Below are 14,207 nucleotides of genomic sequence, written 5' to 3' on the forward strand. Positions count from 1 at the left end.
GTCAGACCTGGAATTGCATGCCGTCGTGCGCGACGTCGATGCCGTGCGCGCGCAGGTGCGCATGCTCGACGGAATGCGGATCGAGAATCGGGTTCGTGTTGTTGATGTGCGTGAGCACCTTGCGCGTGCGCGCGGGCAGCCGGTCGAGCCAGTCGATCATGCCGGGCCGCCCGTGTTCCGCGCACTGCGCGAGATGCCCCATGTCGGCCGCGTGCTTGCCCGACAGGCCGAGATCGATCATCTCGGTCCCGGTCCAGAACGTGCCGTCCACCAGCACCAGATCGGCGCCGTCCATGGCCGCGCGCACGTCGTCGGTGACCGACGCGAGCCCCGGCGCATAGAACGCGCGCCGCCCGCTCGCGACGTCCTCGATCGACAGCGCGATGTTGTCGCCGGGCGCGGCCGACGCACGCCGCGGCGAATAAGGCGGCGGCTTGCTGTCGACGGCGATCGCGGTGAAACGGATCCCGCGCGCCGCGGGCACTTCGAATGGCTCGCCGGGCACGATCGTGTGCGCGGCGACGCCGCAGTAATGGCCGAGCAGCGGCACGAGCGGCAAGCCGGTCGACAGGTCGTCCAGCACCGGCGCGCTCGCGTACAGCGGCAGCGGCGTCGAGCGCTCGCGCAGCATCAGCAGGCCCGTCACGTGATCGATCTGCGCGTCGCACAGCACGACGGCGGCGATGCCGCTGTCGCGAATCGCGCGCGCCGGTTGCAGGTCCGGATCCGCGCGCAACTGCGAAAGAATGTCGGGCGACGCATTGACGAGAACCCAGTCGATGCCGTCTTCGCTGACCGCGATCGACGACTGCGTGCGCGGCAGCACGTGGCCGCTTCCGCTGCGCGCACGGCGGCAGTTCGCGCAATTGCAGTTCCATTGCGGCAGGCCGCCGCCGGCTCCCGAGCCGAGTATCTTGATCTTCATGGGCGTCAGCTCCCGAGGCCGCCCGCGCCGACCACGGCGAAACGGGCGGCACGCGCGGCGATCAGCGGTTGGCGATGTACATCGTGATTTCGAAGCCGAAGCGCAGGTCGGTGTATGACGGTGTCGTCCACTGCATGGTGTGTCTCCTGTTGAGTTGATGAATCGATGAGTCGATGTGTTGCTGCGTGAGTCGAACAACCGCGGTGATCGAGCGGTCGCTTCCTCTTCAGCAAGGAGCGTGCCGATGCGTTGCCTTCACCGCCAGGCAGCGGCATACGGCCGTCATCCGGGCATCGGGACGCAATCCTTACGAATGGCCGACACGATTCGCGCGAATGCGCCCGGCCGTCCGGACGGCGCGAGGCGCTCGGACGGTGACAGGTGTTGAATCGTTGAACACCGGTGTTGCAACTTGACACACCGGCTGTGACACGTTGCGCACCCGGCGCACCGGCCGATGCGCCGTGGCTCGCGTATCAGCTTTCTTCAGACGGGTGCCGCGCCGCGTCGGCCGCGGGCATCTTCCGGTAGATCGTGTTGCGCGACACGCCGAGCGCGCGCGCGGCGGCGGACACATTGCCGCCGTGACGGGCCAGCGCGGCCGCGATCGCGGATGCCGCAACATCCTGCAGACGCGTGTCGGCGGGCGGGAAGGCGTCCACGCCGCAGGGTCCGGCGCCCGCCGCGGCAGGCCGGGCGGGCGCGACGGGCGACGCGCACGCCTCGGAGACGGCCTGCACGATCTGCGCATCGCCGCGCCGCAGGTCGTCGAAGAAGTCGTCCGGCAGGTGCTCGCGGCGGATTTCGCCGTCGTCGTCGACCATCGCGGCCGCCGTGCGCAGCAGGTTGCCGAGCTGGCGGAAGTTGCCTGGCCACGTGCAGCGCACGAACAGCTCCATCACGTCCGGCGCGACCGACAGCGGCGGCCGGCCCGGGCCCGCGAACGCTTCGCGCTGCAGCATCTTCTGCACGACGACCGCGAGATCCGTGCGGTCGCGCAACGGCGGCAGGCGCACCACGAGGCCGTTCAGCCGGTAGTAGAGATCCTCGCGGAAACGGTTCTGCGCGATCATGTCGCGCAAATCGCGATGCGTCGCGCAGATGATCGCGATGTCCACGGCGATCGTCTTCGTCGAGCCGAGCGGGTTGACGAGACGCTCCTGCAGCACGCGCAGCAGCCGCACCTGCAGCGGATACGGCATGTCGCCGATCTCGTCGAGGAACAGCGTGCCGCCGTTCGCCTGCAGCAGCTTGCCGATCGCCCCCTTGCGGCGCGCGCCGGTAAACGCGCCCTCCTCGTAGCCGAACAGTTCGGACTCGATCAGCGTCTCCGGAATCGACGCGCAGTTGACCGCGACGAACGGCGCGTCGCGGCGCGGCGAGTCGTTGTGGATCGCCTGCGCGAGCAGTTCCTTGCCGGTGCCGGTCTCGCCCGTGATCAGGATCGGGATGTCCTTGCCGATCACCTTGCGCACCTTCGCGATCACGCTGGCGACCTGCGCATCGCCGGTGTCGAGATAGTTGAGCCGCGACAGGCCGGCCGACGTGCCCGCCGCCGGCGCGGGCGCCGCGTTCGGGCGCGCCGCCGGCGCCCCCGCATCGTGGACGTCCGTCGGCCGGCTGCCTTCGGCGAGCGTCGCGCGGCGAAAGTGCACGCGCGCGCACACCACCGCGCCGTTGCCGAGATTGAGCATCAGGTGCCGGTCGGTGCTCGCGCGCATGCGGTCGATCAGTTGCGCACTGGTGATGTCGAACAGCGACGACAGCGTGTGCGCGCGCAGCGCGGCGAGCGGCATGCCGAGCTGGAACTGCGCGCTGCGATTGGCCGACAGGAAGCGGCCGTCGGCGGTGAACGCGACGATCCCCTCCATCAGCGTGCCGAGAAATTCGGGGCGGCCATGGAACGACACCTGCAGCGTTTCCTGAAAGGTCGTCGTAAACAGGTGATTCTCGATCATCTGCACCGACATCTTCGCGAGCGCCATCGTGTGCTGGTGATAGCTGCGGTGGTCGCCCGTCACGTCGAGCACGCCAATCGCGTCGCCGTACGGATCGAGGATCGGCACGCTCGAACAGGTCAGGAAGCGGTTCGCGGCCAGGAAGTGCTGGTCGCCGTGGACGACCATCGGGCACAGCTCGGCCAGCGCCGTGCCGATCGCGTTGGTGCCCTGCCGGTTCTCCGCCCAGTTCGCGCCCGGGCGCAGCGCGACCTTCTCCGCGCGGCGCAGGAAATCGTCGTCGCCGATCGAATGCAGGATCAGCCCTTCCGCGTCGGTCAGCACGATCATGCTCTGCGTATTGACGATCTGCTCGTGCAGCGTTTCCATCACCGGCATCGCGTGCACGCACAGCACCCGGCTCTGCTCGCGCTTGAGCACCAGCGCCGCGTTCGACAGCACGTCGTAATCGGGGCGTGCCGATACCTGCAGGCCGAACGTCTCCGAGCGCTCGTGGGCCTTCTGGATCGACGGTGCGGGCCAGCCAGCGGGATGCGCGGCCCGTGACCCGGCCGCCTGCTCTACGTCATCGCGCATTGTCTCCTCCGGGGGATCCTTCCGGTCAACTGCCGGACTCTTTGCCGTCATTGCAAGCAAGCATCGGGCCACGCTGGCGCCGCGCAACCCGATCGAAAGGAGGATGTAATGAATCGCCCGGGCGCGGCGGCGCGTGTCGCGTCGCGCGACGGCCTGTCTGCGTGATACCGCGATTTCCCGGCGCGTGACTACTCGTGCGAATCCGGATCTTCGCGGCTGGCGCGCTTCTCGCTTTGTCGCAGGGCGGGCCGGGCGACCGTCCGGCCGCCGACGATTACGCCTCTCGATTCCGCCCGAACCCTATCGACATGACGCGTCGCCCGATTCGATCCACGCCGCCGCCCGCCATGCGGGTCTTGCCCGACACGCCGGCGTCGCCGCCCACGCCCGTTCGCCGACGCCTGCGCCGCGATGCGCAATCGATCGCCTTCACCGTGGCCGGCGCCGCGCGCGGCCATCCGGTCGTCGTGCTGCACGGCGGCCCCGGCAGCGGCAGCCAGGCCGGCATCCTGCGGCTGTTCGACCTCACCCGCGTGCGCGTCGTGCTCGTCGACCAGCGCGGCGCGGGCGCGTCGACACCGCGCGGCGGCACGCGTCACAACGACACCGCGCGGCTGATCGCGGATCTCGAGGCGGTGCGCGAACAGCTCGGCGTGACACGCTGGGGCGTCGTCGGCGGATCGTGGGGCGCCGCGCTCGCACTCGCGTATGCGGGCACGCATCCGGAACGGGTGACGGGCGTCGTGCTGCGCGGCCTGTTCCTGACGTCGCGCCGCGAAGTCCGCGGGCTCTTCATGACGTCCCGCACGCGTGCCCCGCGCGAATGGCGGCGCCTCAATGCAGCGGCCGGGGGTGGCCGGCCGGATCGCCTGCTGTCGCGCTGCGCGCAGCGATTGCGCCACGGCGCGAGCGCGGCCCGGCAGCGCGCGGTGGCGCTCGCGTGGCACGCATACGAAAGCGCGATCCTCGCATCGGCACGCACGCGCCGCTCGCCCATGCGCGCGATCCGTTCGAACGAGACCGTCCGCCGGCTGATCGACAAATACCGGATCCAGGCGCACTACCTGCAACACGATTGCTGGCTCGGCGAGCGCCGCGTGCTCGCGCTCGCGCGACGGGCCGCACGGGCCCACGTGCCGCTGTTCGCCGCGCACGGGATACACGATCCCGTTTGCCCGGTCGGCAACGTCGAGCGCCTCGCGCGAGCCGTGCCCGAAGCGCGAATCGAATGCGTGAAGGCCGGGCATCTGGCAAGCGACCCGGCGCTGGCGCGCAGCATCGCACGCGCGGTGAACGCACTGTTCGCGACAGCGCCGTTCACGTGACGGCCCGCGCGCGTTGGTGCCATGACGCGGCGACACGCTCAATCCCACGCATAACGCGCGCCGACCCACGCGCCGCGCGGTGCGCCCGGCCCGACGAACGGTTCGTTCACCGGGTTGGCGCCGTCAAACGTGTGGTTCGGTCCGTTGAAGAAATTCTGGCCGAGTACGCCGAAGCTCGCGTAGCGCTTGTCGAGCAGGTTCGTCACGCTCGCGAACACCTCGAACCGCTTCGTGACCCGGTAACGCATGTCGAGATCGACGAGCACGTAGCCCGCGATCCTGCCGTTCACGTCGCCGTTGTTCTCGTCGCCGCGCGCGTACACGCCGCTGCGCCACGTGACGTTCGTGCCGATGTCCCATGCAGACGTTGCCGCGTAGTCGAGCCGCAGCTTCACCGTATGCGCGGGAATGCCGGGGATGCGGTCGCCCGGCTTGACCGTCACGTTGCCGTTCGCGTCGGCCGCCGAATTCGCCGGGCTGTGTTCCGTCCACGACGAACGGTAGGTCGCATCGACATGGCTGTACGACAGCCCGACACCGAGCGGGCCGAGCCGCGTGCGGCCGGCGAGCTCGATACCCTGCCGCCGCGTATCGCCGACGTTGCGGAAATAGCCCTGCGCGCTGGCCGGGCTGCTGATGAACTGGATGTCATCGGTCAATGTCGTGCGATACGCCGCGGCGCTCCAGGTCGTCGCGGCGCCGATGCGCCCGCGCACGCCGGCCTCGAACGTCCTCGAGATCACGGGTTTGAGCGCCGGGTCGGCGATGAAGTCGTTCGGCAGCGAACACGGCGCCGCCGGGTCCGCGCACGCGAGCTCGATCGCGGTCGGCGAACGCATGCCTTCGTTGTACGTCGCATACGCGGTAAAACCCGGAACCGGGTTCCAGTTGAGCCCTACCGCCGGGTTGAAGCGCGAGAACACGTGGTTGCCGTCGAGCAGCGGCTGCACGCCGCTCTCGTCGCCGATCTGCGCTTTCGACCAGTCGTAGCGGCCCGACAGCGTGAGCGTCCAGTGCGGCGTCAGCGACAGCGCGTCGCTCAGGTACACGCCGAAATTCGTGTTGCGCGTCTTGGCGCGCGTCTGCTGCACGAAATCGCCGATGCCGAGCGCCGCGCGCGCATCGGTGAAAGACGCGTCCTGCGACGACGCGACGTAGCTCGAGTTCGCGATATCGGCCGAGACGCCCGCGACCAGCCGGTTCGCGATCCCGCCGAGCTTGCCGAGCAGCGTGAGCTGCACGCTGCCGCCGTAGCTGTCGGTGACGATCGTCGATTGCGCGTTACTGCCCTGCACCGTGTCGACCGTACCGTCCTCGTCCACCGATCCGTAATCCGTATTGTTGTTGCTGCTCGTGTTCGTGTTGCGCAGGTGCCGGTAGTATGCGTTGCCGCTCAATTCGACGTTTTCGCCGAAGAAGCGGTCGCCCGACAGCGTCAGGTAGCCGGCGCTGTTGCGGTTCCGGTCCGGATACGTATACGCCTGCTTGCGGTTGTCGAGGAACGAGCGCGGGATCGTCTGGGAGCCGGACAGCGTGTTGTCCGCGCCGCCCGCCGCGATCGACAGCGTCGTGTCCGCGTCGGTGTAGCGCAGCTTGCCGAACGCCTGCCGCACGCGGCTCGCGTTATGGTCGGCCCAGCCGCCGTCGTTCGCGACGTTCGCGGTCGCGTAGTAGTCGAGGTTCGGGCCGATCGTGCCGCCCTGCTCGACGCTGGCGCTCTTGCGGCCCCACGCACCGCCCGACACCTCCGCTTCGCCGCCCGGATTCGACCTGCCGTCCTTCGTCGTGATCGCGAGCGCACCGCCGAGCGTGTTGAGCCCGTACACCGGATTGGAGCCCGGAATCAATTGCACGCGGTCGATCGCCTGCATGGGCAGAATGTCCCAGTTCACGACGTCGCCGAACGGCTCGTTCACGCGCACGCCGTCGACGAACACCGACAGCCCCTGCGGCGTGCCGAGCAGCGGCGACGCGGTGAAGCCGCGATAGTTGACGTCCGTCTGATACGGGTTGCCCTGCGCATCCGAGATCGTCACGCTCGGCAGGTTCGCCGCGAAGAAATCGGCGAGCGTCGCGCGGTGCTGCGCGTCGAGTTCCGCCGCACGCACCGTCTGCACGTTCGCCGGCACCTTCGACAGCGGCGTGCCGATCCCGAGCAGCGGCGTGGTGCCGACGACGACCACCGCGGGCAGCACGACGTCCGGCTCGAGCGCGGCTCCGTCCGCCTGCGGCTGCGCGCACACGCTGCCGGCCGGCAAGCCGACCAGCGCGAGCGCGCCGAGGGCCGTGCCGACGCATCGCGCACGCCGGCCGCGCCGCGTCGCGGCGTCGCGCGCGGCGGCCTTTGGTCTCCTGATCATCTACGTTGTCTCCGCATTCATGTTCCGCCGGCGCGTGCGAGGCATCGCGCGGCGACGGGTTGTCGCGAAGCCGGCGTGCGAGAACCGTGCCAGCGCCGCGAGTACGCGTGGCGCGCGCTGCGCCGCACATCGCGTCGGTACCCAATGTGGGCGACCGACTCGCCGCTGTTGCGCGGGCTGCGCCACCTGTCATGTTTGGCAACACTTCGCGCGCGACGGTGTACCTGAATGCAACACCTGCGTCGACGCGATGGCGCGAACCGCCCGTGCGTGCTTCCCCTGCGATACGCCGGTATGCCGCGTCATACCGGCATGCGACACCGATGGCATGCGACTTGCGTAACGGACAGTGCACTCGGCCCGGAAACCCCAACCGTGCCGGCGCGACGAATCGTTCGCGGCGGTGCGACCACAATGACTCAGGAGACAACCATGAAGAAACTCTCGGCTTCAGCGAGCCGGCTGGCGACGATCGGCATCGCGGCGGCGGCGGCCGTCGCGCTGAACCCCGGCCTCGTCGAAGCGGCCGCGGACTACCCGGCCGTGACCTACCAGCGCCTGACCGATGCGCACGGCGATCCGGGCTGGCTGACCTACTACCGCACCTACGACGGCCGCTCGCACTCGCCGCTCAAGCAGATCGACACGTCGAACGCGAAGGATCTCAAGCAGGTGTGGGCATACAAGTTCCCCGCCGACCTGAAGCAGGGCTTCGAGGCCACGCCGATCGTCAACGGCAACTATCTGTTCGTGACGACGCCGAAGGACAACGTCTACGCGTTCGATGCGAAGACCGGCAAGCAGCTGTGGAAATACGAGCCGAAGCTCGGCGCGGCGTCGTTCAAGACCGCGTGCTGCGACGTCGTCAACCGCGGCGTCGCGCTGTACGGCAAGAACGTCTACATCGCGATGCTGAACGGCGAAGTCGCGGCGCTCGACGCGCAGACCGGCAATCTCGTGTGGAAGAAGCAGATGTTCGAGCCGGGCCTCGGCTACGCGTTCTCGCTCGCGCCGCTCGCGATCGACGGCGCGATCGTCGTCGGCACGTCCGGCGGCGAATACGGCATTCGCGGCTACATCGCCGCGCTGAATCCGGAGGACGGCTCGCAGGTCTGGAAACGCTACACGATCCCCGCCGCCGGCGAAAAGGGCGCGGAAACCTGGCCCGACGGCATGCAAAGCCATGGCGGCGGCGCCGCGTGGCTCACCGGCACGTACGACGCCGCGTCCCGCACGCTGTACTGGGGCGTCGGCAACCCCGGCCCGTGGCTCGCCGCGCTGCGCCCCGGCGACAACCTGTATTCCGATTCGCTGCTCGCGCTCGATGCGAAGAGCGGCAACCTGAAGTGGCACTACCAGTACACGAACAACGACACCTGGGACTACGACGGCGTGAACGCGGCCGTCCTCGCGGACATCAAGTACAAGGGCAAGGACTACGACGCGATCATCCACGCGGACCGCAACGGCTTCTTCCATGCGATTGACCGCACGACCGGCAAGCTGATCTACGCGACGCCGTTCGTGAAGGCGCTGTCGGTCACCGGCTACACGGCCGACGGCAAGCCGATCCAGGACGCATCGAAGTTCCCGAAGGCCGGCACGACGATCGAGACGTGCCCGAGCTTCCTCGGCGGCAAGAACTGGTGGTCGATCTCGTACGACCAGGAACGCAACATCGCGGTCGTGCCCGCGCTGCATGCGTGCATGAGCCTGACCGGCAAGTCGGTCAGCTACATGGAAGGCCTGCCGTATCTCGGCGAAGGCTTCGAGATCAAGCCCGAACCGGGCAGCGAAGGCTACGGCGAACTGACGGCCATCGACGTGAACACCGGCAAGAAGCTGTGGAGCCACTGGTCGAAGAAGCCGTGGAACGGCGGCGTCGCGACCACGGCGAGCGGCCTCGCGTTCAGCGGCTCGCTCGACGGCCACCTGTACGCGTTCGACACGGCGACCGGCAAGGTGCTGTGGGAAAGCCCGCAACTGGCGAGCGGCATCATTTCCCAACCGTCGGTGTATGAAGTCGACGGCAAGGAATATGTCGCCGTGCTCGCCGGCTATGGCGGCGCGAACCCGATCTGGGGCGGCCCGATGGCCGACATCGCGAAGGACGTTCCGCGCGGCGGCACGCTGTACGTGTTCGCGCTGAACTGAACACGCGCCACGCCCGAGTCGCGCCCGCATGCGCCCGATGCGGGCGCGACGTCCCACCTGCTTCAACCGGACATACGATCATGAATACTCGCCTCACTTCCGTTACCGTCGCCAGTCTGCTCGCCGTGGGCGTGGCGCTGACACCGGCAGCCGCGTCGGCCGGCGTGCGCGTCTGCACGCTGCCCGGCAGCCCGACCACCGCGCTCGACCGCTCCGTTGCGCGCGAAGTGTTCCGCGCCGCGGGCATCGCCGCGACCTTCAACAAACACGGCGTGGACGACAACGGCGACGACGACGGCATCTCCGCCAGCGAGCTGACGAAATCGCTCGAACGCGACTGCGACGTGATCGCCGGCTTCCCGCGTTCGGCGATCGCCGATGCGTCGGGATCCAGGATGACGTTCTCGCAGGGCTATCTGCGCTCCGGCTACGTCAGCGTGTCGCTGCGCGACGCGCCAGCGCCGACCGGCGCCAAGGAAACGATCGCGGCCACGTACGGCAGCCCGTCGCAACTGATCGCCGCGCAGCAGACGAACGCCCGCTTCGACCTCGAGAACACCAGCGAGAAAACGATCGGCGCGCTCGCCGCGGGCCGTGCGCAGCGCGCGATCGTCTGGTATCCGAGCGTCGTCGCGTACGAGCGAGCCCATCCGAAACAACGGTTCCAGGTCGCGGCGACGTCGTCGCCGTACTCCGACTGGCAACTGTCGTTCGCGTTCGGGCCGGGCAAGGACGCACTGCAAAAGCGCATCGACGCCACGCTGTCGCAGATGAGCGGCAACGGTCGTCTCGCGTCGCTCACGCGCGGCTGGACGCTGCCCGACGACATCGCGCAAGCCGCCACACGCGTGCCCGGCCGGTTTCTCGACGGCGCGCTCGCGTCCGCACAGCGGCCGGCAAGGAGCGGCTTCATCAAGGTGTCGACGAGCGAAGGCGGCGGCGTCCCGTCGTTCGATCAGGCACAGGTGCAGCACGGCAAGAAGCTCTACGGCGACGCGTGCGCGAAATGCCACGGCGATCAGCTCGAGGGCAATACCGCGCCCGCGCTGAGCGGAGAATCGTTCGCGCCCGAGGGCAAGTCGCATATCACGGTCGGCGGCATCTTCCTGTACATGTCGAGCAACATGCCCGCCGATCGCCCCGGCAAGATGACCGCACAGGAGTACGAGGACCTGATGGCGTTCCTGCTTTACTCGAACGGCTACGACGCGTCGAAGAGCAAGCTGACCGCCGAGATCGCCAACGCATCGAAGGCGCCGCTCATCGCCGGACCGCGCAAGTAATCCGCCCGCCCACCTTCGTTTCGATCGACCGCCGCGCCGGGCAGTTTGTCCGGCGCGCGAGCCGGACTTTTTCTTTTCATTTCATTCAGGACCCCATCATGATCTCCCGTCATCGCAGAACCTTCTTCGTTCAGGCCGCCGGCCTGTGCGCCGCGCTCGCGGCCGGCCCCCGTGCATTCGCGGCCGCCCCGCCCGTCGACGAAAACGATGCGACGGCGAAGACGCTCGGCTACCGCGCCAAGGCGGCCGCCGTCGACGCAGGCAAGTTCCCGAAGTATCAGGCAGGCCAGACGTGTTCGAACTGCCGCTTCTACAAGGCTGCCGCGGGCGAATCCTTCGGTACGTGCCCGATGTTCGCGGGCAAGACGGTTGCCGCCGAAGGCTGGTGCAACGTCTATGCAAAGCTCGCCTGACGCCGGGCCCGCTCGCGAGCGCGACGGCGCGTCGCGTCGCGGCGCGGCCCCCGATCGCGCCGCGCATCTGCATGCGCTGATCGCGCTGGGCTTCGATCGCGGCTACGTGACGCACGGTGAAATCGCCGACGCGCTGCCCGACGATGCGGCCGACGGCGCGGATTTCGACGCGGCGGCGTCGATGCTGCGCGAGTTCGGCATCGACGTACGCGAGCATGTCGGCGCGCGCACCGCGTGGACGCTCGACGGCCATTTTGCGCAGGTGACGGAAGTCGCGTCGACGCTGGCCGACGCGTCGACGCCGCTCGCGGCCGACGACCTGCTCGCGGGCCGGACCAACGACCCGGTCCGGCTCTATCTGCGGGAAATGAGCGCGACACCGTTGCTCGAACGCGACGAGGAAATCGCGCTCGCGCTTCGTCTGGAAAGCGGCCGCGCCGCATGCGTCGACGCATTGAGCCGCGATCCAGCGGCACTCGCCGTCGTCGCGGCGATCGCGGACGACGTCCGCGCCGGCAAGGTGGCGGCATCGGCTTACGTGACGGGGTTCGCCGGTGAAGCCGAGCCGCCCGCGAATGCGGCGACGATGTCGTCCGACGAGCCGATCATGGCACCGCCCGCGCCCGACGACGACGCCGGTCTTTCCCTCGACAGCCCGGCGTGGCGCGATACGGTCGTCGGGGCGCTCGAGCGTGCCGGTGCATTGGCATCGGCGATGCAGCACGCATTGCGAGCGGACGGTTTCGAGTCGGCGACTTACCGCGCGCTGCTGCGCGACGCTGCCGCGTTGACCGGCAGCATCCGCTTCACCTCGCGCGCGATCGAACGCATCGGACAGACGAACCGCGAGCGCGCGACGCAAGCGCGCACAGTCGAAAAACGGCTCGTCGACACGCTGGCCGCCGCGAGCATACGCGTCGATTCCACGCGCCACGATCTATTCACGCGGTGCGACGACGTACGCGCGTGGCTACACGCATACAGCGCCGCGCATCCCGATTGCGCGACCGCCCTCGCCCGCCACGCGCCGGCGTTGATCGACGCGCGCACCGCGCTCGCGCGCCTGGCCGCCGAGTCTCCGCTGCCGCTCGACATCGCGATTGCGCTCGATGCGCGGCTCTCGCGTATCGAGCGCGCGATGCAACCCGCGAGAACGAAGCTGTTCCAGAGCAATCTACGGCTCGTCGTGTCGGTCGCCAAGCGCTATGCCGATCGCGGCCTGCCGTTCCCCGATCTGATCCAGGAAGGCAATATCGGCCTGATGAAGGCCGTCGATCGCTACGACCACCGGCGCGGCTTCAAATTCTCGACGTATGCGACATGGTGGATCCGGCAGGCGATCACGCATGCGCTCGCCGATCTAGGGCGCACGATACGCGTACCCGCGCATACGGTCGATACGCTCAACAAGCTGTCGCGGCTCGCGCGAATCCACCGGCAACGAACCGGCGACGTCGCCGACGCGCGGGTGCTCTCCACGCAGATGCGGCTGCCGGTCGACAAGGTGCGCGAGCTGATGAGCATCGTGCGCGAGCCGATCTCCGCCGATTTGCCGGTTTCGCCCGATCACGATCTGACGCTGTGCGACGTCACGATCGACCCCGACGCGCCGACACCCGAAGAGGCGGCGAGCGCCGGTCAGTTGCGCACGGCGGTCGCCGCGCTGATCGACCGCCTCCCCGCACGCGAAGCGTGGATTCTCCGGCTGAGGTACGGCATCGATGTCGACAACGAGTATTCGCTGCGCGAGATCGGCCGGCAACTGAACCTGTCGGCCGAGCGCGTCCGCCAGCTCGAGGTAGCGGCGCTCGAACGCATCCGGCAATTCCGGCACGCGCCGGCGCTGCGTTCACTGCTCGCCTGACACGGCCATGCCGGGGCGACCGCCTGCCGGCTCGCCCATCCACTGCTCAGGACTGCAACACGACCTGCTGCATTTCTGAACGCCGCGCCGCCTCGCGCCGTCATTCGCAACACCGCAGGGCCGACCGGATCGGGCGCCACCCGCCCGGCTGCCGCGGTTTTCGCCGCAGTCGCGCCCCGGTCGCGCAACTGGCATGCATGTTGCGTTTTCACGAGCGCAGCAGGAATCACACGAACGCATGGAGACACGCTTGTCCAAGATCGAATCGGTTCTTCACGAAACCCGTCAGTTCGCGCCGCCCGCGGCGCTCGAGAAGACGGCGACCATTTCCGGCATGCCGGCCTATCGCGCGCTCGTCGCCGAGGCCGAGCAGGATTACGAAGGCTTCTGGGCGCGCCTCGCGCGCGAGGGCCTCACGTGGCACAAGCCGTTCACGACCGTGCTCGACGAGCGCAACGCGCCGTTCTACACATGGTTCGACGACGGCGAGCTCAACGCGTCGTACAACTGCCTCGACCGCCACGTCGAAGCCGGCCACGGCGAGCGCGTCGCGGTGATCTTCGAGGCTGATGACGGCACCGTCACCCGCGTCACCTATGCGGATCTCCTCGCACGCGTGTCGCGCTTCGCCAATGCGCTGAAGAAACGCGGGATCGGCAAGGGCGATCGCGTCGTCATCTATATCCCGATGTCGATCGAAGGCATCGTCGCGATGCAGGCCTGCGCGCGCATCGGCGCGACGCACTCGGTCGTGTTCGGCGGCTTCTCCGCGAAATCGCTGAACGAGCGGCTCGTCGACGTCGGCGCCGTGGCACTCATCACCGCCGACGAACAGGCGCGCGGCGGCAAGACGCTGCCGCTCAAGAGCATCGCCGACGAGGCGATCGCGCTGGGCGGCTGCGAAGCGGTCAAGAGCGTGATCGTCTATCGCCGCACCGGCGGCAAGATCGACTGGCATGCGGACCGCGACCTGTGGATGCACGAACTCACGGATGGCGAATCCGACCGCTGCGAGCCGACCTGGGTTGGCGCCGAGCATCCGCTGTTCATCCTGTATACGTCGGGCTCGACCGGCAAGCCGAAGGGCGTGCAGCACAGCACGGGCGGCTACCTGCTGTGGGCCGCGCAGACGATGAAGTGGACCTTCGACTGGAAACCCGACGACGTGTTCTGGTGCACGGCCGACATCGGCTGGGTCACGGGCCACACGTACATCACGTATGGGCCGCTCGCGTGCGGCGGCACGCAGGTCGTGTTCGAGGGCGTGCCGACGTATCCGGACGCCGGGCGCTTCTGGAAGATGATCGGCGATCACAAGGTGACCGTGTTCTACACCGCGCCGACCGCGA

10 protein-coding genes are annotated in these 14,207 nt (G+C 68.6%); 6 read left to right on the forward strand and 4 right to left on the reverse strand.

Annotation, left to right across the window (positions count from 1 at the left end; all coding sequences use genetic code 11):
* Position 1 precedes the first annotated feature (1 nt).
* The 3 genes from pqqB to LGM42_RS18320 all read right to left on the reverse strand — a co-directional run bounded on the left by pqqB (position 2) and on the right by LGM42_RS18320 (position 3,459).
* Positions 2-925, reverse strand: a complete 924-nt coding sequence (gene pqqB / locus LGM42_RS18310; RefSeq protein WP_226232818.1) for a pyrroloquinoline quinone biosynthesis protein PqqB — start codon at positions 923-925, stop codon at positions 2-4.
* Positions 926-986: 61 nt separating this feature from the next.
* Positions 987-1,061, reverse strand: coding sequence for a pyrroloquinoline quinone precursor peptide PqqA (pqqA, locus tag LGM42_RS18315; RefSeq protein WP_006485436.1), 75 nt, complete (start codon positions 1,059-1,061; stop codon positions 987-989).
* 340 nt (positions 1,062-1,401) lie between these two features.
* On the reverse strand, positions 1,402-3,459 hold the full coding sequence (locus LGM42_RS18320; protein ID WP_226232819.1) for a sigma-54-dependent Fis family transcriptional regulator: 2,058 nt from the start codon (positions 3,457-3,459) through the stop codon (positions 1,402-1,404).
* 347 nt (positions 3,460-3,806) lie between these two features.
* On the opposite strand from LGM42_RS18320, the gene LGM42_RS18325 reads away from it, so the two are divergent.
* Positions 3,807-4,784 (forward strand): alpha/beta fold hydrolase, encoded by a 978-nt coding sequence (locus LGM42_RS18325; RefSeq protein WP_226232820.1) that lies wholly within the window; start codon positions 3,807-3,809, stop codon positions 4,782-4,784.
* A 38-nt stretch (positions 4,785-4,822) separates the two neighbouring features.
* On the opposite strand, the gene LGM42_RS18330 is transcribed toward LGM42_RS18325, so the two are convergent.
* The gene (locus LGM42_RS18330; RefSeq protein WP_226232821.1) at positions 4,823-7,144 is read right to left on the reverse strand and encodes a TonB-dependent receptor; all 2,322 of its coding nucleotides are present in this window, start codon (positions 7,142-7,144) and stop codon (positions 4,823-4,825) included.
* Between the two features lie 432 nt (positions 7,145-7,576).
* Between LGM42_RS18330 and LGM42_RS18335 the strand changes: the two genes are divergently transcribed.
* From LGM42_RS18335 to LGM42_RS18355, 5 genes are all read left to right on the forward strand, one after another.
* Complete coding sequence (locus tag LGM42_RS18335; RefSeq protein WP_059583265.1) at positions 7,577-9,298, forward strand: methanol/ethanol family PQQ-dependent dehydrogenase; 1,722 nt, start codon at positions 7,577-7,579, stop codon at positions 9,296-9,298.
* Between the two features lie 80 nt (positions 9,299-9,378).
* Positions 9,379-10,581: a c-type cytochrome gene (locus tag LGM42_RS18340; protein WP_060968396.1), complete on the forward strand. Its 1,203-nt coding sequence runs from the start codon at positions 9,379-9,381 to the stop codon at positions 10,579-10,581.
* A 98-nt stretch (positions 10,582-10,679) separates the two neighbouring features.
* Entirely contained in the window at positions 10,680-10,994 is a 315-nt protein-coding gene (locus LGM42_RS18345; RefSeq protein WP_059583268.1) for a high-potential iron-sulfur protein, read from the forward strand.
* A complete protein-coding gene (locus LGM42_RS18350) occupies positions 10,978-12,858 on the forward strand; it encodes a sigma-70 family RNA polymerase sigma factor (protein ID WP_226232822.1) in 1,881 nt (626 codons plus the stop codon). The genes LGM42_RS18345 and LGM42_RS18350 overlap by 17 nt, the downstream gene beginning before the upstream one ends.
* Positions 12,859-13,108: 250 nt before the next feature.
* On the forward strand, positions 13,109-14,207 hold a 1,099-nt coding region (locus LGM42_RS18355), incomplete at its 3' end, for an AMP-binding protein (protein WP_226232823.1).

The sequence above is a fragment of the Burkholderia sp. AU39826 genome, from assembly GCF_020419965.1.
Lineage (GTDB): Bacteria > Pseudomonadota > Gammaproteobacteria > Burkholderiales > Burkholderiaceae > Burkholderia > Burkholderia semiarida.

Coding starts and splice junctions, on each gene's coding strand:
- pqqB (WP_226232818.1), bottom strand. CDS start 925: ATGAAGATCAAGATACTCGGCTCGGGAGCCGGCGGCGGCCTGCCGCAA.
- LGM42_RS18320 (WP_226232819.1), bottom strand. CDS start 3,459: ATGCGCGATGACGTAGAGCAGGCGGCCGGGTCACGGGCCGCGCATCCC.
- LGM42_RS18325 (WP_226232820.1), top strand. CDS start 3,807: ATGCGGGTCTTGCCCGACACGCCGGCGTCGCCGCCCACGCCCGTTCGC.
- LGM42_RS18330 (WP_226232821.1), bottom strand. CDS start 7,144: ATGATCAGGAGACCAAAGGCCGCCGCGCGCGACGCCGCGACGCGGCGC.
- LGM42_RS18335 (WP_059583265.1), top strand. CDS start 7,577: ATGAAGAAACTCTCGGCTTCAGCGAGCCGGCTGGCGACGATCGGCATC.
- LGM42_RS18340 (WP_060968396.1), top strand. CDS start 9,379: ATGAATACTCGCCTCACTTCCGTTACCGTCGCCAGTCTGCTCGCCGTG.
- LGM42_RS18345 (WP_059583268.1), top strand. CDS start 10,680: ATGATCTCCCGTCATCGCAGAACCTTCTTCGTTCAGGCCGCCGGCCTG.
- LGM42_RS18350 (WP_226232822.1), top strand. CDS start 10,978: ATGCAAAGCTCGCCTGACGCCGGGCCCGCTCGCGAGCGCGACGGCGCG.